The sequence below is a fragment of the Pseudodonghicola xiamenensis DSM 18339 genome, assembly GCF_000429365.1.
Lineage (GTDB): Bacteria > Pseudomonadota > Alphaproteobacteria > Rhodobacterales > Rhodobacteraceae > Pseudodonghicola > Pseudodonghicola xiamenensis.
In genome coordinates this window covers 37152-61395 of record NZ_AUBS01000025.1, presented here as the reverse complement: position 1 = coordinate 61395, position 24244 = coordinate 37152, and the positions used below count along the sequence as shown (strand labels likewise).

The following is a 24244-nucleotide window of genomic DNA, read 5'->3' as shown; positions in this document are numbered from 1 at the left end:
GTCACGGTGATGTCGACCGTCACCGTATCGGTGCCGCCATTGCCGTCATCGACGGTCACCTCGAAGCTGTCGGGCCCGTTGTAATCGGCATCCGGCGTATAGGTGTAGGCGCCGGTCTCCGGTTCCAGCACCACCGTGCCATGGCTCGGATCGCTGCTGACCGCATAGGCCAGATCATCGCCATCGACATCCGAGGCATCGACCTGGCCCGCCACCGGCGTGTCCTCCGGCGTGATGCGGCTGTCCGGTTCCGCCACCGGCGCGCCGTTCACCGGACCGCCTTCGTCATCGCCTGTGCTGTCACTGCCACCGCCACCGACGCCAACAGCCACAGCTCCCAGGCCCGCCAGAAGCGCAAGGGGAAGAGGGGCGAGAACCAAGCCTTCATTGATTTCGGCAATATCGAAACCAGTCCATTCCTCGCCATATTGCGCCCACCAGGTAACGTCATTGGCATCTTCGAATACCAGATCGTTACGGCCTTCCGGCATCGTCACGAAGAAATTCTCGATGATCAGAACCGTGCCGTCATCCAATACCAAAACCAGGTTGTTTCCGTCGCGATCGAAACGGGCAACCTGCTCCGGTCCAATTTCCAGACGAACGACACTCGGCGCATCCAGCGCAATTCGGTCGCTTTCAAAGACCTGAGAAGCCCCGTTTTCAGCCTTCAGAAATACCGTTGCTTTCATATCTGACACCCAATTCTGTAACCTGGTCTTTTGCGCTCAAGGGTCAAAGTCTCGCCTCTGACCCCAACATAACGATTGCGCACGGTTCACTGTCTTTTGCGCACTGATCTTTCATTCATCATGGGCGTCCACACCCCCTCAACTGGTAGAACTACCAGTTGCAATCTGGTGGATGAGCGTCGTACGGACAGCTCGCTTCGACTGGGGAAACCCCCGGAAAGAAAGAGAAAATATTAACACTATCGGCTCCCCGATCGTCCCCGCCGCCGGACCCGGTCTCCCTTGTGCTCCCCAGCCCCAGACATCGACACAACGGCCAGCAGTGACGGGCAAAACCCGTCGTTCTGGGGAGCTGACGACATTGACGAAGCGGCGAGATGCGGCGCGTCCTTGGTGATGCGGGATCATGACATCTCGCAGCGCAGAGCCTGCAAGCTGGTTGGTGTCGATCCAAAGACAGTCCGACGAGAACCCCCGCTGGACTGTGCCGAGATCCGCAAGGAGATGCAGGATATCGCCGGCACGCGGCGCAGGTTCGGCTATCGCCGGATCGGCGTCCTGTTGGAGCGCAAAGGCATGAGAATGAACCACAAGAAGCTCTACCGGATCTACCGCGAGGAAGGGCTGTCCGTGAAAAGGCGGCGCGGTCGCAAGCGAGCGCGTGGCACAAGGGCCCCGATGCCATCGGTCGCGCGCGTCAACGCGCGCTGGTCTTTGGACTTCGTGAGCGACAGCTTCGGCGCGTCGCGAAAGTTCCGGATCTTGGCGGTGATCGACGACTGCACGCGCGAGTGTTTGTGTCTTGTGGCAGACACGAGCCTGTCCGGCGCACGGGTCGCCCGGGAGCTCAGCGCCCTGCTTCGCCTCTACGGCAAGCCCGGCTGCATTGTCAGCGACAACGTCCTATATCGGGAAGATTTGGCTACTTAGGTCAGCAGGTCATAGGGCATCCGGGATACCCTGCTATGATTGCCCAGGCGGTCTCCGCCGTCAAGAAGCGGTATCTCCCATAGCAAACACAGGGTACGCGCTACGGCGGCCCTCACCGTCCTTAAGACGAGATCCAAAATCCCAAGCGGAAGACCTGAACATTATCTACGAGGTCAGCGAACTGCCTCCACGGCTCTTGTCAGACAAGGGTCCTTCCGCCTGGGCTCACTGAACCGCTCCGGGTTTGCCGGCAACTGTATTCAGGTTGACTGAACCTCCCGGAAGTAGGAACCGTCTGCAACCATGCTGTTGAGCACGCAGAGCAGCTTTCTGGCCGTCGCAGTCAAGGCGGCTTTCACCGGTTTTCCTGCCGCTTGGAGCTTCTGCCGAAACGCCCTGAACATGGTCGAGTGACGGGAGGCATGCAGAGCGGCGAGATAGAGGACGGTCCTGACGGTTGCCCTTCCGCCACCGATGACCCGTCTTCCGTTGCGCTGGCCGCTATCCCGGGCAATCGGCGCAAGGCCGGCGAGAGCCGCAATTTTCCGGCGATCGGTTGTGCCGATTTCCGGCAGCTCGGCCATGATCGTGGCAGCGACGATTGTGCCCACACCAGGCACCGACTGTAGCCGGCGATCGGTTTCAGCCAGTTCGGGCGAAGAGCGAATGATCTCCGCGATCCTTGTCCCTACCTTCTCGATCCGCCGCTCAAGGAGCAGGAACAAGCTCTTGATGTCGGACCGGGAATCGCGGTCTGTCGTCTGCTGAAGTCTGGTGATCTCCTGCTTTCGCATCTCAACCAACTGACGGCGCCGGGTAATCTGCGCGAGAAGCACCTGTCGCGTCGGGGAAACGGGAGGGGTTTGCGGTGGTTGCAACCTCTGACCGAAGGTCGCGAGCATCCGGGCGTCGACACGGTCGGTCTTGCCGATAACGCCCATGGCTCGCGCAAAATCGCGTGCCTGACGAGGATTGACGCGGCTGAAGCTGGCCCGGGCAACCTCAAGGCCATCGCGCAGCACCCGGTCATAGCCGCCACTGGCCTCGAAGATCACCCAGGCACCCTCGCGCGCCGCGGCCCGGGCGAAGCTGCGGGCGTCACCAGGGGTGTTCTCTATCCGCCGGGCACCCCGGGCTGGATGGTAGATGTCGAGCCACGACTTCGCGATATCGACGCCGATATAGATCTGGTCCATCATGTCTCCTGTTCCTGTTCTGCGGGGTCTGCGCCAACAGCCCCAATCAACTGTTCAGGATGAATACGAAGAAACGGGCGGCTCCCTTGCCGGCAAACGGGCTTTGTCTATGACCCCGGAGGCTCGCGGGATGCCGCCCGCACCATCCTTGAGAGCGGATTCTGCAAAGACAGGAGGCTCCAACTCCTGAGTAGGATGGAGCACCATGAGCAAGACCACGAACAAATTTTCCCCTGAAGTCCGCGAGCGCGCGGTGCGGATGGTTCTCGGCAACGAGGGCGAGCAGGGCTCTCGCTGGCAGGCGATCACGTTGATCGCAGCGAAGATCGGGTGTTCGGCGAACACGCTGAACGACTGGGTCAAGAAGGCCGAGGTCGATGGCGGCAAGCGGGCCGGAGTTCCCAGCGATATGGCCGAGAAGATGAAGGCGCTCGAACGGGAGAACCGGGAGCTGCGCCAAGCCAACGAGATCCTGCGTAAGGCGAGCGCATATTTTGCGCTGGCGGAGCTCGACCGCCGGTCGAAGTGATGGTCGGGTTCATCGACGATCAGCGAGGGAAGCACGGGGTCGAGCCAATCTGCAGGGTTCTGCCGATCGCCCCGTCCACCTACTACGATCACCTGGCGAAGCGGGCCGATCCGGCCCGCCTGTCGGATCGTGCCCGTCGTGATGCCACCCTGCGGCGCGAGATCGAACGCGTCTGGGAGGAGAACTACAAGGTCTACGGCGTCCGCAAGGTATGGCGCCAGCTTGTCCGGGAAGGTTTCTCTGTCGCGCGTTGCACGGTGGCACGGCTCATGCGGGACATGGACATCCGGGGCATTATCCGCGGCAAGCCGCACCGGACGACGATCCCCGACAAGAAAGCACCATGCCCCCTGGACAAGGTGAACCGTGAGTTCCGGGTTCCCGCGCCCAACATGCTGTGGGTGAGCGATTTCACCTACGTCGCCACCTGGACGGGCTTCGTCTATGTCGCCTTCGTCATTGATGCCTATGCGCGCAAGATCGTCGGCTGGCGGGTCAGCACCTCGGCACAGACCGGCTTCGTCCTGGATGCCCTCGAGCAGGCGGTCCATGACCGACGGCCGACGAAAGCGATGGGGCTGGTCCATCACAGCGATCGCGGGTCGCAAGGCGGAAACAACCGGTCGTCGCAACACCGTCGATCATATCCTGTTTGAGCAGCCGGTCGAGAGCCTCAGCCGGTGTTTGCCAATCCAGCGTTTTCCGGGGGCGCGTGTTCAGGGCATGGGCTACGGCGCTCAACTCTTCAGCGCCGTGTTGGCTTAGGTCCGTACCCTTGGGGAAGTATTGGCGGAGCAGACCATTGGTGTTTTCATTGCTGCCGCGTTGCCAAGGGCTCTGAGGGTCGCAGAAGTAGATCTCAAGACCGGTATCTATCCGCAGCTGCGCGTGTTGAGCCATCTCGGCCCCCTGGTCCCAGGTCAACGAGCGGCGTAGGTGGGCAGGCAGGCTGCTGATCGTCTCTGCGATGGCATCCCGGACGGCCTCGGCGCCGTGGCCGGCAAGGGCTGGCCCATTCTTGACAGACTTGGTCGTCCCGTGCCCCTCCATGCGCGGCAAGTGCAGGAGCATGGTGAAGCGGGTCGTGCGTTCGACCAGCGTGCCGATCGCCGAGCTGCCGAGACCGAGAATGAGGTCGCCTTCCCAATGACCAGGAACGGCCCTATCACCGATCTCCGCCGGGCAGTCGCTGATCATCAACGCGTCGGCAATGAAGGCCTTGCCACGGTTCCGGGCTCGTTCGCGAGGCAACCTGAGAGCGCGGCCAGAGCGGAGACAGGCTGAGAGCTCTCGCCTCAGTGCCCCACGTCCTTGAATGTATAGCGCCTGATAGATGGCTTCATGGCTGATGCGCATGGTCGGATCCCCGGGGAAGTCCACCTTCAGGCGCTGCGAGATCTGCTCCGGACTCCAAGCAGATGACCAGCGTCGGCTTTGCCGGAGAACGGCCCGCCGTCCTTTCCATACCACGACGGGTCCTTCGAAGGCGATGCCGTCCGGTGTGGCAATGAGGCCGGAGAGCCGATCCTGCACGTAGTCGCGTAGGACCGGGTTGACTGCGAGCTTGCTGATCTTTGGACGCTTGGCCGCACGATCCGCATGCCACTGCGCGGCAGTGGCCCGATAGTCGAACTCTCCGCTGCGCGTCGCCGAGTTGCGCCTGATCTCACGTGAGATCGTGCTGGGTGATCGGTCCAGCTTGCGCGCGATTGCCCGCACGCCGGTGCCCCGAGCGCATTCGAGGGCTATCTCCTCGCGTTCCACGAACGAAAGGCTACGGTGCTTCGGCACAGGAGCCGATGGCGCAAGATGTGTAGGAGGCATTCCGCCTGAACTCCGAAACCATCGAGTTCCGACCGGAGCGGAAACTCCCGCTGCAACAGCGGCTTCTTCGCTGGACGGCCCCGCTGCAATCTCCCGCCAGAACCGGCACAGATGCTCACGCTGCCAGACTGGCGGCCGACCTGGCGAGGATAATTTGCGTCGCGTCGAACGCTCCGACTTCCGTCTTCCTGACATCAACAACACCTCCAATAGCGGGGTGTTGCGACGACCGGTTGAATCCGCCCAATATACCAGCGAACCGTTCCAGAGGCTGATGGCCGATCACGGCATCACCTGTTCGATGAGCCGATCCGGAAATGTCTGGGACAACGCTGCGATGGAGAGCTTCTTCTCTTCGCTAAAAACCGAACGGGTTAGGCGGAAAACCTACCGCATCAGGATGCAGGCGCGCGCAGATGTCTTCGATTACATCGAACGGTTTTACAATCCAAAGCGTCGGCACTCGACCATCGGGTATCTAAGCCCTATCACGTTCGAGGAGAGAGCTATGAAAGCTTAAACTGCCGTCCACGAAACCGGCAGCAGGCCAGTACGCTTGTTGTGGCAGCCGGCTCTCCGGAAGGTCAAGGAACAGGGTGCCAACCTGCACTGGCACCCGCGGTCTCGGCAGGACCGATGGCCACTTGATCCGGCTTGCGGGCCTCACCCACGGAGGCCTCGGCGACCACCATGGCCCTACGGGCCGTCTCCCTGAGCCGGAGGCTCACCATGGCAGCAGCCCGTCCCGCGCTGCCGCTCTCCCTGAAGAAGAGAATGTATATTTAAGTAAGAGGAGGTAACGAAGAGGAGGGCGTCGTTACGCGGCCCGTAACGCCTTAGGTATTGATTTATATATATTATATTTAGTTCGTTACAGCGTAACTGGTGTAATGTCGATCATGTATGGAGGTGGCTGAGTTTTCCAACCAGTCTACCATTCCTGTCCATTGGACAGTTGGACAGCATTGATATTCCTTCCTTTTTCGGCGCTCACCCCCATGTGCAGCCAACGCTGCCCTGCCGGACATGGTTCGTCCGGGCCGGAATATGTGGACAACCGACAACCTTCGGTTGAGACTTGGGGGCCCATGCCCGACATTCAGGTCAGGAGAATGATCAGATGCCCCATGACCCAGACCCTCTCCTTACAATCGACCGCCGCCCGCGTGTCGCAGGCAGAGCTCTCCCCCGCCGACCGCTTCCTCCACGAACTGCGCACGCAGATGCCGCGCAACTATGTGCTGGCAAATGGAGATATTCATCTCTGCGACCGCAGCGGCAAACCGGGCATGCCGGTCTGCTCGGCCCTGCAAGTGAGCGCGCTGGTCCGCGATGACAACGGTCAAGGCTGGTCTCGCCTGGTTCAGGTGTTGACACCTGACCGGCGCGTGATCGGCTGCGTTGTGCCCCACACGGAGGTGGAAGCCAGACCAAATGATGCGATCGCACGGCTCGCGGATTGCGGGCTGCAGATTCAGGGCGACCGCTACCTGTTCCTCCAGTTTCTCAAGTCCTGGCGGCCCACGCGCTATGCCCTGCGCCTCCGGCAGGTCGGGTGGACCCCGGACAGGACAGCCTTCGCACTTGCCGACGGGCGCGTCATCGCGCCGGTGCCGAGGGGCGAGACGGTTATCTACACAGGCACAGCCGACCGAACCACCACCGGTTGCTTCGAAGATTGGCAGTCAGGCATGGCGGCACTTGCCCTGGGCAACCCCTACCTGATCTTCGGCATCAGCCTCGCGCTCAGCGGCCCCTTCCTGGGCCTGACCAATCGGACCGGAGCGATTTTTCATTTTTTTGGCGAAAACTCGGTTGGCAAAACGAAGGCGCTCCTGGCCGGCAATACGGTCTGACCCTCTGCTGGAACGGCGGTGACATGGCGCACGACGAGCGCGGGCCTGGAGGGGCAGCTGGCCCAGGCGAACGACACTTTCCTGGGGCTAGATGAATTGCCCGGCGAGCCACATCCCGGCTTCGGAGATGACATCTATGCCGCTGCGAATGGGGCTGGCAAGAACCGCGCCACGGTGACAGGCCGGTCGCAGGTCCGCCAGCAATGGCGGGCATCGGTCCTGTCGACCGATGAGGCCCCTGTGCGCCAGGTTCTGCAGGATCTGGGTCTGCCCCTGCGAGGCGGCCAGGCCGTCCGGATGATCGACATCCCCGTCATGGGCATGGCGCATGGTGCCTTCAACGACCTCCACGGGCACGCAACGTCAAAGGACTTCTCTCGCAAGATCGAAAGCATCGCGCCAAGGGACTGCGGTCATGCCGGGGCCAAGAGCTGATGGCGCAGCTTGGTCTCGCCCCCCAGACCGCCCGCAACGAAACCCTGCGCGTGTTGGACCGGTTCGCACTCGTTGCAGTGGCGGGTGAGTTCGCCAGCCAGCGTCAGATCACGGGCTGGCCAGCAGGAACGGCGGCTGAGGCGGTCATGTACATGGCCGTCAAATGGTTCGAACATAGCGGCGCAGACAAGCCGACAGAGCAGAGCTCAGCGGTCGAGCGCACGAGGGACTATCTGCTGCAGTACGGAGACAGCCGCTTCGGCCTGCTCCGTCAGGCCGCAGATGACCCCGTCGAAGCCCCTGCGGCGCGGAGCCATGAAGCGGCAGGATACCGTGATGATGATTACTTCTACATGCTCAAGCCGACATTCGACACAATTCACCGGGGGTCAAGACGCCTCGCGCGCAGCGGAAAAGCTGGAAGCTGCCGGCTACCTGGAGCCCGGTGGAGAGCGAAACAGCCGCCAGTTCGCGCTCTCCGGCGTGCGCAAGCAACGTATCCGTGTCTATCGGATCCGTGCCGAGATCCTCAGCGCCTGAACGGCGGCCGCGGAGGATCGGTTTTATTCCACTGCGATCCGAGCCTGCGCAGACCTCCAGCAAGGCTCGATAATATGGATCAAACTGGCTGATCCCATATTATCGAGCCTGATAAACCCGGAAAGGGCCGTTCCGGGGCCGCTATAGGGCCAGAATGATCGCGACCGCCCCGGCGCGATCACGATCAACAGGATAACGTTGCTGATCAGCAGGAGAGAGAGCTCCTGCAGCCCCATCCCCCCCGGTTCCGACCACGAGCAGTGACAGGAGAAGTGTCGCGCCCTGGAGGGCGGGCAACACCAGCACGTTGACCATTTGCAGGCACATCGAAATCGCCATGGCAAACAGGGCGAGGTCAGACCGATGCCCCGGTTTTTCCGCCAGCATCAGAACCAGGCCACACCACAGGAGCGCAAAGAGGATCCCGGCGATCGACCAGATCAGGCTTGGTTCTCTACCGTTCAGCCGGGGCAGCACGAACAGGGCGCCGGCCGTGCCAACGGTTGTCATGCCGGCAGTGCCGAGCAGGGCGAGGCACAGAGCAAGGGTCAGGGTCACTAGTCGGTTCATCTCGGACGTCCTCAGTGCAGCACGGCGCGCGCGCAGGGCCGCGATCTCCGCAGCAAGACGGCCGAGCCCACGCAGGTTCATCCGCCCACTTTCGATCTGACGGACTGCCTCCTGGATGATCTTCTCCTCTGTCCCGGTCGGACCCAGCGCGCGGCGCACAACCTGCCTGGGCCTGCCTGGGGTTCGGCGTTCGCACGGATGCCACACTCACGACGACGGCTCGTGTCGAGCCGATCAGCGTATCGTGGTCGTGGGGGCAAACGTCCTGATCATCATGCTGGCATCATCGCCGAGGCGTGAATGAAGGTAAATTATAAATGCATGCATGTATCTGACCGTCTCCGGCGAGGTGCATCTCTTGCGGTCCTCAAGACCCGTCAGTCGTCCGTGCTCTCGAAATAGCGGCCCAGAGCGCTCTGGTCCGTCCGCGCAGCCCCGGGCGCCAGTTCAATCACGAACCCCGCGCAGGCATCATCATCGTTTTGCGGGTCCCAGGCCGAGAGGATAAAGCGCGCGACGTCCTCATTGCTCATGCGCAAGGTATCCAATGCGCGATCGAGCGAGATCATGGGGTCCGTGTACCCGCCACAGAACTCGACGCGCCAAGAGATACCACCCGCTTCATCGAGGTGGCGCATCGCGGAGACGTCCGTCAAGCAATCCTCCGGAATTTTCCACCGTCTCGCCTCGGCGATCGTCGCCATGAGCGCGTCACGGTCCGCCCTCTGGTGCAGCAGTTCGATGGCATTGGCGTCGATTGACCTTGGCACAGCCACTTCTGCCGGATCCGTCCAAGCGTTCCGTCAATAGATCCGGTAGGTGCCGCCCTCCCCATCCATGACCTGCGCGGATCACTGTCCGTTCATGTAGCCCTGCTCGTCCGGCCCGTCGATCGCGAGGGCAACGGGGCTGGCAGATTTGAGGGCCAAGGGGTGGTTCAAGTCATCGGCCGCTAGGGCCTGCTCAACGGCGAAGATCTTCGTCGTAGCCTTCGTCGAGACGAAGGCGCTGGTGTGGCGCATGGTCTTGTCCTTGTCCATGGTCCGGACGCCTATCGCCCGGGATCAGGTCAATTATATAAACATGCATGCTTTAATTATATCGTCCATGCTGGAGTAGGGTGGGGTTTTCCACATGTTTCCAATGTCAGGCGACCCGTTCAGCGAGCGGTCTAAGCCAAGAACAGGCCGGTCCCGCTGGGTGCCATGACGTGCCGCGGCATCTCGGGACGAAGAGCGTCAAGCGCATTGCGTCCGCTCAGGGTTTGAACTGCAGCCCCGCCTGTTCAACGACTTCGGCGATCGGAACACCGAGGGCGTCCGCCAGTTTTTCTATCTGCTCACGGGTCGCCGGCTTCATGCGGATCGACATCTGGTCTGACCGCCGCTCGGCCTGCGGCTTTCGCGGCCGGCCGGGGCGACGACGAGGTCCAGTGTCCTGACCCTGTTGAGGCTGGTCCGCTTGGCTCTCTTGCTCGGTCATTGCGTGCTTTCCTCTGCCATGTGCCCCTCCTCGCAGAGGGGCCACATGGCAAGCTATCGCAAAGCCCGGCAGGGCGCATCAATGCATGCATTGAATTGCGGACGATGCCCAGGCGGAACATTCTTCTGCAGGGCAGAACAAGCGCCCGAAGACGGAGATCAGTTCAGGCCGAGCCGCGTCACGGGCGCGACGGGCGTCCCCTCAAACTCCAGGTCCACCTCGCCGTCGATCATCGCCACGGTGCGCTCCAGAGCGTTTCTCAGCAGCGCGTTCAGAAGCTGCTGCGCCTCTTCACGCGGACGCTCCAACGCGGTTTCGGTCAGTGCCTCTTCGATGGCAGCTGTCCATCCGGACAGGTCATCCATTAGCCATTCCAACTGATAAGATGGCACGCCCGTGATGCGTTCGATCTCCTCCAGAACCTCCTCCCCCTCTGCCGCCAGCACATGCGGGCTGACAAGGCTGTGCCGGAGACACTCGATGTCGCAGTCGTCGATCTCTTCTCCCTGCGGGCCAGGGCTCTTGAGCCAACCAGCAATGGTCTCGCGCGACTGCCAGCGGGCCGTCCATGCCTTCTCGCGCGGGCACCACTGCACGGAGGTGAAGATCGACTTCTCGCTGTCCTCGAAACACACATGGAGCGCGACGGAACGGTCGGCGGCCTCACGGACCTGGAACTGGGGCATGGGAGCATCCTTCTATGATCATTGCCTGTAACAGCAAGTCTGACCGAGACGCTGGATGAGGGCGATACCAACACGGATCTCCGGTGCATCGGGCGGCGGGGTTATCCACATTATTCCGACATCGCCGGGCCATCGGCCCCACCTGGAAGCGTAGCTTCGGCGAAACCGGACGTGCTCGCGCTGGGGATTGCCATAAAATCCGGATTTTTCCAGACGACTGCAACCCGGCACTTGGCTGCCCGTCAGCTTCCTGCCCGTTTTGGGTCACCGGAGGCTCTGTTGCGCAAATCCCTGCAGGGATTCATCTCGTGAATCCAGTATGGTAGCTGGGCGTCATGAGCAGCTCCACACCCCCAACCTACAAGACCAAGAACTGGCCGGCCTACAATGAAGCGCTCAAGCGCCGGGGCTCGCTGACGATCTGGCTTGACCCTGAGATGACCTGGGATGCCGCGCCGACAGGCCGTCGTGGCGGCCAGCAAACCTACAGCGACGCCGCCATCCAGACGTGCCTTTCCATGAAGGTCTTGTTCGGCATGGCGCTTCGGCAGACGACCGGGTTAGTCGAGAGCCTGCTGAAGCTGATCGGCTTGAACTGGGCGGTGCCCGACTTCAGCGCGCTGTCCCGCCGCCAAAAGACCCTAGCCGTGAACATCCCCTATCACGGCTCCAAGGGGCCCTTGCATCTGCTGATCCCCTCTCGTGACATTGCTTCGCAATGCACTGCCGCGCAGTGGACAGCACTGGCATCAAGGTCGAGGGTGAAGGCGAGTGGAATGCGCGCAAGCATCCCGGTCCCAAACCGCGGGTTTGGCGCAAAATCCTCCTCGGGATCGACGAGCAAACGCTGGAGGTCCGAGCTGTCGAGTTCACCAGCAGTGGCATCGGCGGTGCCCCCATGCTGCCGGAATTGCTCGATCAGATCCCACCCGGACAGGAGATCGGTAGCGTCACCGCAGACGGCGCCTGCGACACGCGCAAGTGCCATGATGCCATTGCGGATCGAGGCGCTGCCGCCGTCATTCCCCCAGGGCTCCGCCCGTTCAGAGCTGAATTGATCCACCGGATCAATTCCAGGCCGCCCTTCACCCCCGCAAGAACGCAAAACCATGGAAGCCGAACACCCTCGGAGCGGTCGCACGAAACGAAGCCTTGCGGGCGTCGAAGTATCTCGGTCGGCGCTCTGGCGAAACTGGAGCGGTTATCACTGCCGAAGCCACGTCGAAACGAAACCTCTCGGGACACTTCCTTCGGAAATACCCTGCCGGTCAGTGGATGCACTGTGTGAAACTGCTGGGGCAGCGCCTCATGGCGCGGGACTTCGACCGTCAGGTCGCTGAACTCCAGATCCGCATAGCCGTCCTGAATGGCTACACCGCGCTCGGCATACCTGTCACTGAGGTCGTGGGATAAGTCTGTCCGGGGATAGGGGAACCTCGCCGAACAGCCGATTTGCGCAACAGAGTCGCGTTCCCCGGAACTGCCGACGCGGCGCCCCCGGAGATCGCAGGTGCAGCGTCGATTTGCCGACCGCGCTCAGGTCGTTGCCGACATCGCATAGCCCGGATGGAAGGCCAGCCGCACCGCGGTGATCGGGCCGATATCGTTCCATGTGGTGCGGTTCAGGATCAAGAGCGCCTGTTCCGGTTCCGTGTCGAGAAGGCGGGCATCGCGCACCCCGGCGTTGCTGGCCGAAAAGGTCAGTTCGGCCCGAAGATAGGGGGCGTTGCGAACCAGCCATTCATTGGCATTGAGGTGGTGGAAATCCACCTCTTCGATCCCTGGAACGGCGCGGGGGTTGATCCAGCGATCCTCCAGCTGAAACGGCTGGCGGTCTCCGTAGTGGACCGCGCGCAGGTGGATCAGCACCTCGCCCGGCGACAGGCCCAGCTGCTCGGCGCGCCGTGCGGGCAGCGGGCTGCGGCTTTGCGAAATCAGCCGATGGCTGTAACTCTTGCCTGCCGCTTCGATCTGTTCGCGTACGATGGGGATCGAGAAGGTCGCCTTGCGCACCGGGTTGACCGCCACGCGGGTGCCGGCGCGGCGACGGCGGTCAAGCAAGCCCTCGTCAGCGAGGAGTTGCAACGCTTTGTTCACCGTGGCCCGCGCAACGCCGAATTCGGCTGCCAGCGCCGCCTCGTCGGGAATGCGGTCGCCTTGCCGCCATTCCTTCTCAATGATCCGGCGGCGCACCTCTTCGGTGATATAGGCGGCCTTGCCGCTGGCCGGAATGGTGTCGCGCTCTGTCACAGTCTCTCCTGCAGCTTGCCGATACAGGCCAGATAATCCGATACAATACGATCATGGTCCATATGCCGCCCGCCCTGCACGACATGGCGTCCAGCAGACCATACATCGCTGACCAATCCGTCACCACCCGCGAAAATCAAACTGTCGAGCAGGGCGTCCCCCTCGCGCCCGACCATCACCGGGTTGCGGCAGGAGATCGCGCAGAGATCGGCGTACATGCCTTCGGCGATGGCCCCGGTGTCGCGCCCGGCGGCGGTTGCCCCGCCGGTCAGCGCGGCCTCATAAAGCACCCGCCCCGTTGAGCGGTCGGGCGTGGCATAGATGGCGCGAGCGTGCTCACGCAGGCGCTGACTGTATTCCAGCGTGCGCAGCTCTTCGAACAGCGAGATGCGGATATTGCTGTCCGAGCCAAAGCCGATCCGCCCGCCGGCCTGCTGCCAAGTGACACCGTGGAAGATGCCGTCACCCAGGCTTGATTCCGTGATCGGGCAAAGCCCGGCCAGCGCCCCGGTTGCGGCCAGGGCGCGGGTCTCGTCCTCGGTCATGTGGGTCAGGTGGATCAGCGTCCAGCATTGATCCGGCGTGAAGTGTTCCAGCAGCCATTCGACCGGACGGCGCCCATAGGCGGCCTGCACCTCTTCGACCTCGGGGAGTTGTTCGGCCAGATGAAGGTGGAGCGGACGATCCGGGCGCAGTTTTGTACAAAGCTCCAGCGCCTCCGGCGAAACGGCGCGCAGGGAATGCGGTGCCACGCCGATCCCGGCATCCGGCGGCAACCCCTTCAACGCGACTTCTGCGCCGTCGAGCAGCAGCACGAAGGCCTCGGGGGTGGTGCCGAACCTCTGTTGGCCGGGCCCGAGTGGACGGTGATCACATCCGCCGAACTGGTAGTGGACCGGCAACAGCGTCAGGCCGATCCCGCTGCGCGCGGCGGCCGCCGCAATGCGCTCGGACATCTCGGCGGGGTTGGTATAGGGCGTCCCGCCCGGCTGATGGTGCAAATAATGGAATTCGACATTGGTGGCATAGCCGGCCTCCAGCATCTCCATCTGCACCAGCGCAGCGATCACCTCCACGTCGTCCGGTGTCAGGTGGTCAAGAAACCGATACATGATTTGCCGCCACGTCCAGAAGGTATCGCGCGGCTGCGGTCCACGCGCCTCGGACAGGCCGGCCATCGCGCGTTGAAAGATATGCGAATGCACGTTCGCCACCGCCGGCAACAGCAGGTCGAGTCGCTGCCCTTCCGGCACGGCGCCCGGGGTGATCGCGGCGATCCGCCCGGTGCCATCCAGCCCGATCCGTACATTTTCCGCCCAACCGTTGGACAACAACGCCCGTTCTGCCCAAAGCACCGTCATTTTTCACGTTCTCCCGGTTCACAGCCCCGGATTCAGCTTTCGAGGGCCAAAATACATTTAGACATTGTTTTCAAATAAGACTAGACATATCCGCAAAAAATGCAATCGGGAGATGGCGTGCCATGCAGATTTTCAGCAATTCCAGAATCGCAAAGATGGACGAAAAATCCATGGGTTACGGGCTTGTGGAAGCGGGCTGCCTGGTCGTCGACAAGGGACGAATCGCGTGGGTCGGGCCTGAAGCGGATCTGCCCGTGTCCTACGCGGCGGCCCCGCGCCATGACCTTGGCGGGCGGCTGGTAACGCCGGGGTTGATCGACTGCCATACCCATGTGGTCTTTGGTGGCGATCGGGCACGCGAGTTCGAGATGCGGCTCGAAGGGGCCGATTACGAAGAAATTGCGCGCGCCGGGGGCGGCATCCTGTCGACCGTGCGCGCCACCCGGGCGGCAAGCGAGGATGACCTGGACGAGACTGCGCTGCCTCGGGTCGATGCGCTGTTGGCCGAAGGGGTCACCACGCTTGAAATCAAGTCCGGCTATGGGCTGGAACTGGAAACCGAACTGCGGATGCTGCGCGCGGCGCGCCGGATCGGGCGCGAGCGCAAGGTGAGTGTCGTGACCACCTGGCTTGCCGCCCATGCGCTGCCGCCGGAATACGCCGAGGATCGCGCCGGTTATCTGCGTGATGTGGTGATCGCGGGGATGGAGCGCGCCCATGACGAAGGGCTGATTGATGCAGTCGACGGGTTCTGTGAAGGCATCGCCTTCAGCCCGGAGGAGATGGCGCAGATCTTTGATCGCGCCGCCGCACTTGGCTTGCCGGTGAAGCTCCATGCCGAACAGCTCTCCGATCTGGGCGGCGCGGTGATGGCGGCGCAGCACCACGCGCTGTCGGTCGATCATCTGGAATATCTTGGCGCGGACGGGATCGCGGCAATGGCGGCCTCGGGGACGGTGGCGGTTCTGTTGCCAGGGGCCTTTTATACCCTGCGCGAAACCCAAGCGCCCCCCGTGGCGGCGCTGCGCGCGGCCGGGGTGCCGATTGCGCTGGCAACCGATTGCAATCCCGGAACCTCGCCGCTGACCTCGCTGCTGCTGACGATGAACATGGGCGCAACCCTGTTTCGGATGATGCCGTCGGATTGTCTGAGCGGTATCACCCGCAACGCCGCCCGCGCGCTGGGTCTGGCAGATCGCGGCGTGATCGCGCCGGGCCTGCGCGCCGATCTGGCCATCTGGGATGTCACCCACCCGGCCGAGCTGTCCTATCGGATCGGCTTCAACCCCCTTCATGCCCGAATTTACGGAGGCGAAATTGTCTGAACGCGTTCTGACACCCGGCCAGTGTACCCTGGCCGATCTCGAACAGATCTGGCGCGAGGGGCTTGCCGTGCGCCTCGACGACAGCGCCCGTCCTGCCATCATCAAGGCCGCCGCGCGCATTGCCGCCGCGGCCCAGGGGGAGGCGCCGGTCTATGGCGTCAATACCGGCTTTGGCAAACTGGCCTCGATCAAGATCCGCCCCGAGGACACTGCCACGCTGCAACGCAACCTGATCCTGTCGCATTGCTGCGGCGTTGGTGAGCCGATCGAGCCCGAGACCGTGCGCCTGATCATGGTGCTGAAACTTCTGTCGCTGGGGCGCGGGGCGTCGGGCGTGCGCCCTGAGGTCGTCGCGCTGATCGAAGGGATGCTGACCAAGGGCGTGATGCCGGTGATCCCCTCGCAGGGGTCGGTCGGGGCCTCGGGCGATCTTGCGCCGCTGGCCCATATGGCTGCCGTGATGCTGGGTGAAAGCCGGGCGCTGTTTCAAGGCCAAGAGGTGGCCGGAGCCGCCGCGCTGGCTGCTGCCGGGCTGGCGCCGATCAGCCTGTCTGCGAAAGAGGGTCTGGCGCTGATCAACGGCACCCAGGTCTCCACCGCCTTTGCGCTGACAGGGTTGTTCGAGGCCTTCCGTCTGGCGCGCAACGCGCTGGTGACATCGGCTTTGGCCACAGACGCGATCATGGGTTCGACCGCGCCTTTCCTCGACGAGGTGCATCAGTTGCGCGGCCATCGCGGCCAGATCGTCGCGGCGCGCGCGATCCGCAGGTTGATGGCCGGATCGGAGATCCGCGAAAGCCACCGCGAGGGGGATCAACGGGTGCAGGACCCCTATTGCATCCGGTGCCAGCCACAGGTGACCGGCGCCTGTATCGACCTGTTGACGCAGGCGGCGCGCACGCTGGAGATCGAGGCCAACGCCGCGACCGACAACCCGCTGGTGCTGATCGACGAGGACCGGATCGTTTCGGGTGGGAATTTCCATGCTGAACCGGTCGCCTTTGCCGCCGATCAGATCGCCTTGGCCATCGCCGAGATCGGCGCAATCGGGCAGCGGCGCATCGCGCTGATGGTCGATCCCACCATGAACCATGATCTGCCGGCCTTCCTGACGCCGGCGCCGGGACTGAACAGCGGGTTGATGATTGCCGAGGTCACCTCGGCGGCACTGATGAGCGAGAACAAGCATCTCGCCAACCCCTGTTCCACCGATTCCACACCGACCTCGGCCAATCAGGAGGATCACGTCTCGATGGCGGCGCATGGGGCGCGGCGGCTCAAACGGATGAATGCGAACCTGACCCATATCCTCGGGATCGAGGCGCTGTGCGCCAGCGCCGGGATCGAATTTCGCGCGCCGCTGAAAACCTCTGCCCCGCTGGCAGCGGTGATCGAACGGTTGCGCCAATCGGTGCCGCCGCTGGATCAGGATCGTTTCCTTGCCCCCGATCTCGAGCAGGCGGCAGAGCTGGTCCGCTCCGGCGTGCTGCTTGACACGCTGCCTGAGCGGCTGCTCGAGGAGGTGCGCCCATGACTCCCGTCACGATTCACCAAGGCGACAGCCCTGTCATCCTTGGCCTACCGCATACCGGCGCCTTTGTTCCTGACGAGATCTTTGCTCGGCTGACCCCTCGCGGGCAGACCCTTGCCGATACCGACTGGCATGTGGATCGGCTGTATGATGGGCTGTTGCCGGGGGCGACCACGGTGCGCGCGATGTTTCATCGCTATGTGATCGACGCTAACCGGGGGCCGGAGAACGAAAGCCTGTACCCCGGTCAGAACACCACCGGGCTCGTTCCGATGACCGATTTCGATGGCGAACCGCTTTGGACCACGGCCCCCGATGATGCCGAGATCGCGCAGCGTCTGGCCGATTGGCACACGCCCTATCACTCCGCGCTGGCCGCCGAGATCGCACGGGTAAAAGCGATCCACGGGGTTGCGATCCTGTATGATTGCCACTCGATCCGCAGCCATATTCCGTTCCTGTTTGACGGAACGCTGCCCGATTTCAACATCGGCACCAATTTGGGCGTCACCTGCGATCCGCGTCTTGAGGCCGCCGCGCAAAAGGTTTGCTCAGGTACCGCTCGGACGATGGCGGTGAATGGGCGGTTCAAAGGCGGCTGGACCACGCGCCACTATGGCCAGCCCGGCGAAGGTGTGCATGCGATCCAGATGGAGCTTGCGCAATCGACCCATCTGAAGGCCGAGGCACTGCCCTTTGCCTATGACCCGGCCAAGGCCGAGGCGCTGGGCGTCCCCCTTGGCGCGATCCTGCATGCGCTGGCCGATCTGGCGCCGGAATTGGGGGCAGAGGCATGAGCAAACCGCTTGACGGGATCCGGGTACTGGATCTGACACGGGTACTTTCCGGCCCCTATTGTACAGCCCTGCTGGCCGATCTGGGCGCCGAGGTCATCAAGCTGGAATCCCCGGCTGGCGACGAATACCGCCATATCGGCCCGTTCAAACAGGGCGAGAGTGCGCTGTTCACGCTGAACAACCGTGGCAAACGGTCGATGACGCTGGATCTCAAGGCACCTGCCGATCTGGCGTTGGCGCGGGCCATCGCGGGCCGGGTCGATGTTGTGGTGGAGAATTTCCGCCCCGGCGTGGCGGAACGGCTGGGACTGGGGGCTGCGGCCCTGCGTGCGAAAAATCCGCGGCTGATCTATTGCTCGATCTCGGGCTTTGGTCAGGAGGGTCCGTTTCGCGAGCTGCCCGCCTATGACGTCGTGGTTCAGGCAATGTCCGGGTTGATGGCGGCCACCGGGGAAGAGGGCGGCGCGCCGCTGCAGACCGGGGAAGCCTTGGGTGATCTGATCGCCGGGCTGTTCGCAAGCTGGTCGATCATGGCCGCGCTGGTGCAGCGGGACCGGACCGGGAAGGGCGCGGCGCTGGATGTGGCGATGTATGACGCGCTGTTCTCGATGTTGACCACCAGCCACGCGCTGAATCTTTATGCCGGGGTTCTGCCGGAACGGGTCGGCAACCGGCATCCGCTGTCGACCCCGTTCGGTTGTTTCGCGACCCGTGATGGGCAGGTGGTGATCGCGGTGCTCAACAACAGGCAATTCGCCAGGTTGACCGACCTGATCGGACATCCCGAGGCGGTCAAGGACCCACGCTTTGCCAGCGACGAGAGCCGCACCGAACATGAACCAACCGTGCGCGCGCTGGTCGAGGGCTGGTCGAGCCAGTTGAGTACGGAAGAGGCGGTCGCGGCGCTGAGTTCGGTGAACCTGCCGACCGCCCCGATCTGGGACATTGCGCAGGCCCGAACCAGTGAACACGCCATTGCGCGCGGTCTGGTCAGCGAATTGCCGCATCCGGTTCTGGGCCATGCGCCGGTGGTGGGCCAGCCGGTGCGCTTTGATGGTGAAAAACCCCTCGCTGCGAGTTCTGCCCCGCGTCTGGGCGGCGATCTTGAGGCGATCCTCGAAGACTTCGGACTGGAGAAGACAGAATGAGCGCGCTCGATAATCCCTGGCATATGCTTTCGACAGAAGAATCGCTGTTCTGCGACGTGTTGGAACGGCTGTGCGCCGACAAGATCGCACCGCTGGCCGCACGCACCGACGCCGAGGGGATATTTGCCCACGACCAGCTCGCCACGTTGGCCGAGGCGGGGATGATGGGGGCCAACCTGCCCGAGGACTACGAGGGCAGCGCCGTGTCCGCGCCGGGGTTGTTGCGGGCGGTGTCGATCGTGGCGGGGGCCTGCGGCTCGACCGCCTCGGCGTTGACAGCGCATTATCTCGCCACCGACTCGATCCTGCTGGGCGGCACCGAGGCGCAGAAACGCGCGTGGCTGCCCAAGGCCGCAAGCGGCGCCGCCCTTGGTGCCTTTGCCCTGACCGAACCGACCGCGGGCTCTGACCCGGCCGATATGAAAACCCGCGCCCGACGCACCGACACCGGCTGGCATATCAAGGGTACGAAATGCTTTATCTCGAACGGCGGGGTGGCCGATTTCGTCGTCCTTTATGCCGTGACCGATCCTGACAAGGGGCATCGCGGCATCTCGGCGTTCCTGCTGCCGAAAGGCACCGCCGGGTTCGAGGCCAGCCCGCCAGAGCGCACGATGGGATTGCGCGGCGGCCATGTCTTTACCCTCAACATCGACGTCGATCTGCCCGAAGATGCCCTTCTGGGCGCTGAGGGGGCCGGATTCAAAACGGCGATGCAGGTGCTCGACAATGGCCGCATCGAAGTCGCGGCGCAATGTCTCGGGCTGGCCGACGCGGCGATGAAGGCCGCGATTGCCTATGCCAAGGACCGCGTCATCGGGGGCGAGCCGCTGACCGAACGGCAGGGCATCCGCTGGATGATTGCCGATATGGGGGTGGCATGGCGTTCGGCACTGTTGCTGTCGCTGGATGCCGCCCGCCAGCGCGACATTGCCCATGCCACCGGCGGGCGGTTCTCGCTGGCGGCGGCGACGGCCAAGCTGGCGGCCTCGGAAGCCGCCGGCAAGATCGCCGATACCGCCCTGCAACTGCACGGCGGCTATGGCTATACCGCCGATTTCCCGGTCGAGCGGATCACCCGCGATCTGCGCATCATGCGCATTTACGAGGGCTCCAGCGAAGTTCAACGCATCATCATTTCCGGCCAGATGCTGGCCAGTGCATAGAGAGAAACACATGACCAATCCCCGTCATAACACCCGCGACATTTTTCCGAGGACCGGCACCGAGCTGAACGCCAAGAGCTGGCTGACCGAGGCGCCGCTGCGGATGTTGATGAACAACCTGCACCCGGACGTGGCCGAGAACCCGCATGAGCTGGTCGTCTATGGCGGCATCGGGCGCGCGGCCCGGACCTGGAAGGATTTCGACCTGATCGTCGAGACCCTGAAAAATCTTGAAGATACCGAAACCCTGCTGGTCCAGTCGGGCAAGCCCGTGGGCGTGTTTCGCACCCACAAGGATGCGCCGCGCGTGCTGATCGCGAACTCTAACCTTGTGCCGCACTGGGCCAACTGGGATCATTTCAACGAGCTCGATAAGAAGGGCCTGATGATGTACGGCCAAATGACCGCTGGCTCGTGGATCTATATCGGCGCGCAGGGCATCGTGCAGGGCACCTACGAGACCTTTGTAGAGGCCGGGCGCCAGCACTACGGCGGCAATCTCAAGGGCAAATGGATCCTGACCGGCGGTCTGGGCGGGATGGGCGGCGCACAGCCGCTGGCCGCGGTGATGGCCGGGGCCTGTTGCCTGGCGGTTGAGTGCGACGAGACCCGCGCCGATTTCCGCATTCGCACCCGCTATTGCGACGAGAAGACCCACGATCTCGACGAGGCGCTGGCGATGATCGAACGCTGGACCGCCGCCGGCGAGGCGAAATCCGTGGCACTGATCGCGAACGCCGCCGACGTGTTCCCCGAACTGCTCAAACGCGGCGTGAAACCCGATATCGTGACCGACCAGACCTCGGCGCATGATCCGGTGCATGGCTATCTGCCGCAGGGCTGGAGTGTGGCCGAATGGCGCGCCCGGCAAGAGAGGGAGCCCAAGGTCGTGGAAGCAGCAGCGCGCGAATCCATGCGCACACATGTCGAGGCGATGGTCGGATTCCACGATGCGGGGATCCCGACGCTTGATTACGGCAACAACATTCGCCAGATGGCGTTCGAAGAGGGGCTGGAGCGGGCCTTTTCCTTCCCCGGTTTCGTGCCGGCCTGCATCCGACCGCTGTTCTGCCGCGGTGTCGGGCCGTTCCGCTGGGCCGCGCTTTCGGGCGATCCCGAGGATATCTACAAGACCGACCAGAAGGTGAAGGAGCTGATCGACGATCCGCATCTGCACAACTGGCTCGACATGGCGCACGAGCGGATCGCGTTCCAAGGCCTGCCGGCGCGGATCTGCTGGGTGGGGCTGGGACAGCGCGACAAGCTGGGTCTTGCCTTTAACGAAATGGTGCGCAACGGCGAGCTGAAAGCGCCGGTGGTGATTGGGCGCGACCACCTTGATTCCGGCTCTGTTGCCTCGCCCAACCGCGAGACGGAATCCATGCGCGACGGGTCAGACGCCGTGTCCGACTGGCCGCTGCTGAACGCGCTGCTTAATACGGCGTCTGGCGCGACTTGGGTGTCGCTTCATCATGGTGGTGGTGTCGGAATGGGCTTTTCGCAGCATGCGGGAATGGTAATTTGCTGCGACGGCACCGAAGAGGCTGATGCGCGCATTGCCCGGGTGCTGTGGAATGACCCCGCCACCGGCGTGATGCGCCATGCCGATGCGGGCTACGAGATCGCGATCGACTGCGCCAAGGAGCACAACCTGAACCTGCCCGCGATTCTGTGAGCGAAATCCCCACACCGTTCCGGGGACGGTGTGGGGCCTATACCCCCGGACCCAACAAGGAGAACCGCATGACTATCAAGAACACGCTGAAGGCCGCCCTGTTCGGCCTCACCGCCCTCGGGCTTTCCGCGCCAGCCTTCGCCGACCAGCTTGCCGATATCAAAGCCGCGGGAAAGATCGTGACCGCGACCGATATGCACTATGCCCCGTTCGACATGATCATCGACGGCACCTATCAGGGGATCACCAAGGACATCTTCGACGAGGTGTCGAAGGAACTGGGCGTCGAGCCGGTTTACCAGGATATTCCGTGGACGGCGGAACTGCCCGGCCTCGAGGTCAAGAAATTCGACATCATCATCGCGCCGGTGACGATCACGCCTGAACGGCTGGAACGCTATGCCTTTAGCCTGCCGATTGCCGATGCGACCGTCGGCCTGATCCGCAGCGCCAACGACAGCGAGACCAAGGCGCCCGAAGACATCAAGGGCAAAGCCGTCGGCGTTCAGCAAGGCACCGCCCAGGCGGCCCAGCTTCAGGCGTTCGGCGACAAGATCGGCGGCGTCACGATGAAGGAATACGGCACCACCGACGAAGCCTATGCCGACCTGGCAACCGGGCGTCTTCAGGCCGTGGCCGGCTCGCTTCCCAACCTTGCCTATCTGGTCAAGGCGCGTGGCGAAACCTTTGCCCTGCTAGAGCCCGCCACCTTTGGCAAGCCGAAGTACTTTGCTTGGGCGATGCGCAAGGATGCCGACAGCGCGTCTTTCGTCGAAGCCATCAACGCCGCCTTGCTGAAGATGACCGACGATGGCCGCATGAAGGCGATCCAGGAGAAATGGCTGGGCGTCAATCCCGACCTGCCGCGCGAAGTTCCGCAAGACTGATCCTGACTGCGGGCCGAGAGCGATCCCGGCCCGCACGACCATGAACGGGGGCTGCCGTGTTTTCCTGGACCACCTTTGGGGATAGTTTCATTCCGCTGCTCTGGGCCGCGCGCTTTACAGTGCTTGTCTCGGGCCTCGGGATCTTACTGGGGCTGGTGATCGGTGCGCTGATCTGTGCGGCTGCGCTGTCACCGATGAAACCCTTGCGCCTCTTTGCCGCGCTTTGGGTCAGTTTCCTGCGCGGTGTGCCGCTGCTGGTGCAATTGCTGCTTGTCTACTTCCTGTTGCCGGTGATCGGCATCAACGTGCCGGCGCTGGTGGCCGCCGTGGTGACCGTCGCGATCTGCGCAAGCGCCTATATCTCGGAAATCTGGCGCGGGGCGATCAACGCGCTTCCGCGTGGACAGACCGAGGCGGCCAAGGCCATCGGCATGGCGCCGCTGCCGCAATGGACGCGGATCATCCTGCCGCAGGCGGTCACCATGTCGCTGCCGGCGCTGATCAATGAGCTGATCCTGCTGGTCAAGGCTTCGTCGCTGGTCTCCGTGGTCGGTATCATGGAAATCACCCGCGCCTCGCAGGCGCAGGCGGCGACCACATTCCGCCCACTCGAGGTCTACTTGGCGGCGGCCTGCATCTATCTGGCGATCAACCTTTGCCTCGCCGGGGTGGGACGCTGGCTTGAACACAGGATGGCGGTCTGATGAACGATTTTCTTGCTCACTACGGCCCGTTCCTGCTGAGCGGCTTTGGCATGACGGTGCTGTGTTGGCTGCTGGGAACGATCGGGGGGATGGCGCTTGGCCTTGCGATCGCACTGATCCAGCGTCACAGCATCGCGCCGGTCCGCTGGGTTCTGCGCGCCTATATCGAGGCGATCCGGGGCACGCCCTTTCTCGCGCAACTTTTCCTGCTGTACTACGGCGGGCCGATGTTCGGGCTGCGGCTTGATCCGGTTCCGGCGGGGCTATTGGGGCTGTCGGTTTACAGCAGCCCTTATTTCGCCGAGATCTTCCGCTCGGCCTTTGGCTCGGTCCCGGTTGGCCAGATCGAGGCCGCGCGCGCCATCGGCATGAGCGAATTTTCCATCGTACGCCGGATCCTGCTGCCGCTCGGGCTGGTGTCGGCGCTGCCGGCGATGGTCAATTTCTCGATCGTGCTGACCAAGGAGACGGTGATCCTGTCGATCGTCACCGTGCCGGAACTGATGTACCAGGTTCAGCGCATGTCGGCGGAAACCTTCCGTTATGTCGAGGCCAACCTGGCCCTCGCCCTGTTCTTCTGGGGGCTCGTCGAGCTCATCTCGCGCCTCGGGCGCCGGTTCGAGACCCGCATCACCAAACACCTGATCGAAAGGACGTGAC

General features: G+C 63.2%; 19 protein-coding genes, 6 pseudogenes and 1 other annotated feature. Of the genes and pseudogenes, 15 read left to right on the top strand and 10 right to left on the bottom strand.

Annotation, left to right across the window (positions count from 1 at the left end; translation table 11 throughout):
* On the bottom strand, positions 1-692 hold a 692-nt coding region (locus tag G455_RS0116340), incomplete at its 3' end, for a BapA/Bap/LapF family prefix-like domain-containing protein (protein WP_028094678.1).
* Between the two features lie 349 nt (positions 693-1041).
* Here G455_RS0116340 and G455_RS24410 point away from each other — a divergent pair.
* A pseudogene (locus G455_RS24410) lies at positions 1042-1592 on the top strand (IS3 family transposase); the annotation flags it as partial.
* A gap of 290 nt (positions 1593-1882) precedes the next feature.
* Here G455_RS24410 and G455_RS0116330 read toward each other — a convergent pair.
* Positions 1883-2821 carry an IS110 family RNA-guided transposase gene (locus G455_RS0116330; protein WP_028094677.1) on the bottom strand — a complete coding sequence of 313 codons (939 nt, stop codon included), beginning with the start codon at positions 2819-2821 and terminating at the stop codon, positions 1883-1885.
* A 202-nt stretch (positions 2822-3023) separates the two neighbouring features.
* On the opposite strand from G455_RS0116330, the pseudogene G455_RS24405 reads away from it, so the two are divergent.
* A pseudogene (locus G455_RS24405) lies at positions 3024-3955 on the top strand (IS3 family transposase); the annotation flags it as partial.
* Positions 3305-3421, top strand: a sequence feature (AL1L pseudoknot). Its footprint overlaps the pseudogene before it by 117 nt.
* Positions 3956-3971: 16 nt before the next feature.
* Here G455_RS24405 and G455_RS26095 read toward each other — a convergent pair.
* Positions 3972-5366, bottom strand: a pseudogene (locus G455_RS26095) (IS30 family transposase); the annotation flags it as partial.
* Positions 5367-5412: 46 nt separating this feature from the next.
* On the opposite strand from G455_RS26095, the pseudogene G455_RS24400 reads away from it, so the two are divergent.
* From G455_RS24400 to G455_RS0116295, 3 genes and pseudogenes are all read left to right on the top strand, one after another.
* Positions 5413-5691, top strand: a pseudogene (locus tag G455_RS24400) (IS3 family transposase); the annotation flags it as partial.
* Between the two features lie 478 nt (positions 5692-6169).
* Positions 6170-7462: pseudogene (locus tag G455_RS26970) on the top strand (DUF927 domain-containing protein).
* A gap of 336 nt (positions 7463-7798) precedes the next feature.
* Positions 7799-8002 carry a hypothetical protein gene (locus G455_RS0116295; protein ID WP_154664409.1) on the top strand — a complete coding sequence of 68 codons (204 nt, stop codon included), beginning with the start codon at positions 7799-7801 and terminating at the stop codon, positions 8000-8002.
* A 141-nt stretch (positions 8003-8143) separates the two neighbouring features.
* Here G455_RS0116295 and G455_RS0116290 read toward each other — a convergent pair whose 3' ends face one another.
* The 5 genes from G455_RS0116290 to G455_RS0116270 all read right to left on the bottom strand — a co-directional run bounded on the left by G455_RS0116290 (position 8144) and on the right by G455_RS0116270 (position 10740).
* On the bottom strand, positions 8144-8731 hold the full coding sequence (locus tag G455_RS0116290) for a hypothetical protein (RefSeq protein WP_028094671.1): 588 nt from the start codon (positions 8729-8731) through the stop codon (positions 8144-8146).
* A 218-nt stretch (positions 8732-8949) separates the two neighbouring features.
* The gene (locus tag G455_RS0116285) at positions 8950-9276 is read right to left on the bottom strand and encodes a hypothetical protein (protein WP_154664408.1); all 327 of its coding nucleotides are present in this window, start codon (positions 9274-9276) and stop codon (positions 8950-8952) included.
* Between the two features lie 147 nt (positions 9277-9423).
* Entirely contained in the window at positions 9424-9612 is a 189-nt protein-coding gene (locus G455_RS0116280) for a hypothetical protein (RefSeq protein ID WP_028094669.1), read from the bottom strand.
* Positions 9613-9829: 217 nt separating this feature from the next.
* Positions 9830-10054 carry a ribbon-helix-helix domain-containing protein gene (locus G455_RS0116275; protein WP_028094668.1) on the bottom strand — a complete coding sequence of 75 codons (225 nt, stop codon included), beginning with the start codon at positions 10052-10054 and terminating at the stop codon, positions 9830-9832.
* 158 nt (positions 10055-10212) lie between these two features.
* Positions 10213-10740: a hypothetical protein gene (locus G455_RS0116270; RefSeq protein WP_028094667.1), complete on the bottom strand. Its 528-nt coding sequence runs from the start codon at positions 10738-10740 to the stop codon at positions 10213-10215.
* 335 nt (positions 10741-11075) lie between these two features.
* Here G455_RS0116270 and G455_RS26090 point away from each other — a divergent pair.
* Positions 11076-12153, top strand: a pseudogene (locus G455_RS26090) (IS5 family transposase).
* Positions 12154-12276: 123 nt separating this feature from the next.
* Here the strand turns inward: G455_RS26090 and G455_RS0116250 are convergent.
* On the bottom strand, positions 12277-12990 hold the full coding sequence (locus G455_RS0116250; RefSeq protein ID WP_028094664.1) for a GntR family transcriptional regulator: 714 nt from the start codon (positions 12988-12990) through the stop codon (positions 12277-12279).
* The gene (locus G455_RS0116245) at positions 12987-14351 is read right to left on the bottom strand and encodes a formimidoylglutamate deiminase (RefSeq protein WP_028094663.1); all 1365 of its coding nucleotides are present in this window, start codon (positions 14349-14351) and stop codon (positions 12987-12989) included. The genes G455_RS0116250 and G455_RS0116245 overlap by 4 nt, the downstream gene beginning before the upstream one ends.
* 155 nt (positions 14352-14506) lie before the next feature.
* Between G455_RS0116245 and hutI the strand changes: the two genes are divergently transcribed.
* The 9 genes from hutI (at position 14507) to G455_RS0116200 (ending at position 24243) form a co-directional block, all read left to right on the top strand.
* Positions 14507-15676 (top strand): imidazolonepropionase, encoded by a 1170-nt coding sequence (hutI, locus tag G455_RS0116240; RefSeq protein ID WP_407636249.1) that lies wholly within the window; start codon positions 14507-14509, stop codon positions 15674-15676.
* Positions 15645-17210: a histidine ammonia-lyase gene (gene hutH, locus G455_RS0116235; protein WP_189658406.1), complete on the top strand. Its 1566-nt coding sequence runs from the start codon at positions 15645-15647 to the stop codon at positions 17208-17210. The genes hutI and hutH overlap by 32 nt, the downstream gene beginning before the upstream one ends.
* On the top strand, positions 17207-18004 hold the full coding sequence (hutG, locus tag G455_RS0116230; RefSeq protein ID WP_028094660.1) for an N-formylglutamate deformylase: 798 nt from the start codon (positions 17207-17209) through the stop codon (positions 18002-18004). Before hutH ends, hutG begins: the two co-directional genes overlap by 4 nt.
* Positions 18001-19152 (top strand): CaiB/BaiF CoA transferase family protein, encoded by a 1152-nt coding sequence (locus G455_RS0116225; RefSeq protein ID WP_028094659.1) that lies wholly within the window; start codon positions 18001-18003, stop codon positions 19150-19152. The genes hutG and G455_RS0116225 overlap by 4 nt, the downstream gene beginning before the upstream one ends.
* On the top strand, positions 19149-20318 hold the full coding sequence (locus G455_RS0116220) for an acyl-CoA dehydrogenase family protein (RefSeq protein ID WP_028094658.1): 1170 nt from the start codon (positions 19149-19151) through the stop codon (positions 20316-20318). The genes G455_RS0116225 and G455_RS0116220 overlap by 4 nt, the downstream gene beginning before the upstream one ends.
* Before the next feature lie 10 nt (positions 20319-20328).
* Entirely contained in the window at positions 20329-21993 is a 1665-nt protein-coding gene (gene hutU / locus G455_RS0116215) for a urocanate hydratase (RefSeq protein WP_028094657.1), read from the top strand.
* Between the two features lie 68 nt (positions 21994-22061).
* Entirely contained in the window at positions 22062-22880 is an 819-nt protein-coding gene (locus G455_RS0116210; RefSeq protein WP_028094656.1) for a transporter substrate-binding domain-containing protein, read from the top strand.
* Positions 22881-22936: 56 nt separating this feature from the next.
* On the top strand, positions 22937-23584 hold the full coding sequence (locus G455_RS0116205) for an amino acid ABC transporter permease (RefSeq protein ID WP_028094655.1): 648 nt from the start codon (positions 22937-22939) through the stop codon (positions 23582-23584).
* Positions 23584-24243, top strand: coding sequence for an amino acid ABC transporter permease (locus tag G455_RS0116200; protein ID WP_028094654.1), 660 nt, complete (start codon positions 23584-23586; stop codon positions 24241-24243). Before G455_RS0116205 ends, G455_RS0116200 begins: the two co-directional genes overlap by 1 nt.
* Position 24244 lies beyond the last annotated feature (1 nt).